Origin of the sequence: Gluconobacter sp. P1D12_c (assembly GCF_018812105.1) — a bacterium.
Classification (GTDB): Bacteria; Pseudomonadota; Alphaproteobacteria; order Acetobacterales; family Acetobacteraceae; genus Gluconobacter; species Gluconobacter oxydans_A.
In genome coordinates this window covers 1-403 of record NZ_JACSIQ010000644.1, presented here as the reverse complement: position 1 = coordinate 403, position 403 = coordinate 1, and the positions used below count along the sequence as shown (strand labels likewise).

The 403-nt window shown below is 60.3% G+C and carries 1 protein-coding gene; it reads left to right on the top strand.

Annotated elements, in window-relative coordinates; translation table 11 throughout:
* The coding region (locus tag KP705_RS21850; protein WP_215765370.1) for a DUF4158 domain-containing protein at positions 1-403 on the top strand (403 nt) is incomplete at both ends.

Below are 403 nucleotides of genomic sequence, written 5' to 3'. Positions count from 1 at the left end.
TGGGCTCTGGTCCCATTACGGACGTCGTGACGAAACCCGTCGATCCCATCTGGCCCACCTGATGAAGCGTTATGGCTACCGAACCTTCGATCGGTCGGCATTTCATGACATGACCGGTTTCGCGATGCCAATTGCACATCATGTGACCCAGCCATCCCGCATGGCTGCGATCCTGATTGACGAGATGCGTCGCCGAAGCATTCTCCTGCCGTCGGTCACTGTCATTGAAGCCTTGGTGCGCCGTGCTCGCCAGCAGGCCGATCACCTTGTCCATGACGTCCTTGCAGGGGATCTGCCGCCGGAAACCCGTTGTCGTTTGGACAAAATGCTGGAGCGTCGTGGCGATCGCAGTGCCTCCTGGCTCTCGTGGCTGCGTAACCCGCCCTTGTCACCAGCCGCGCGC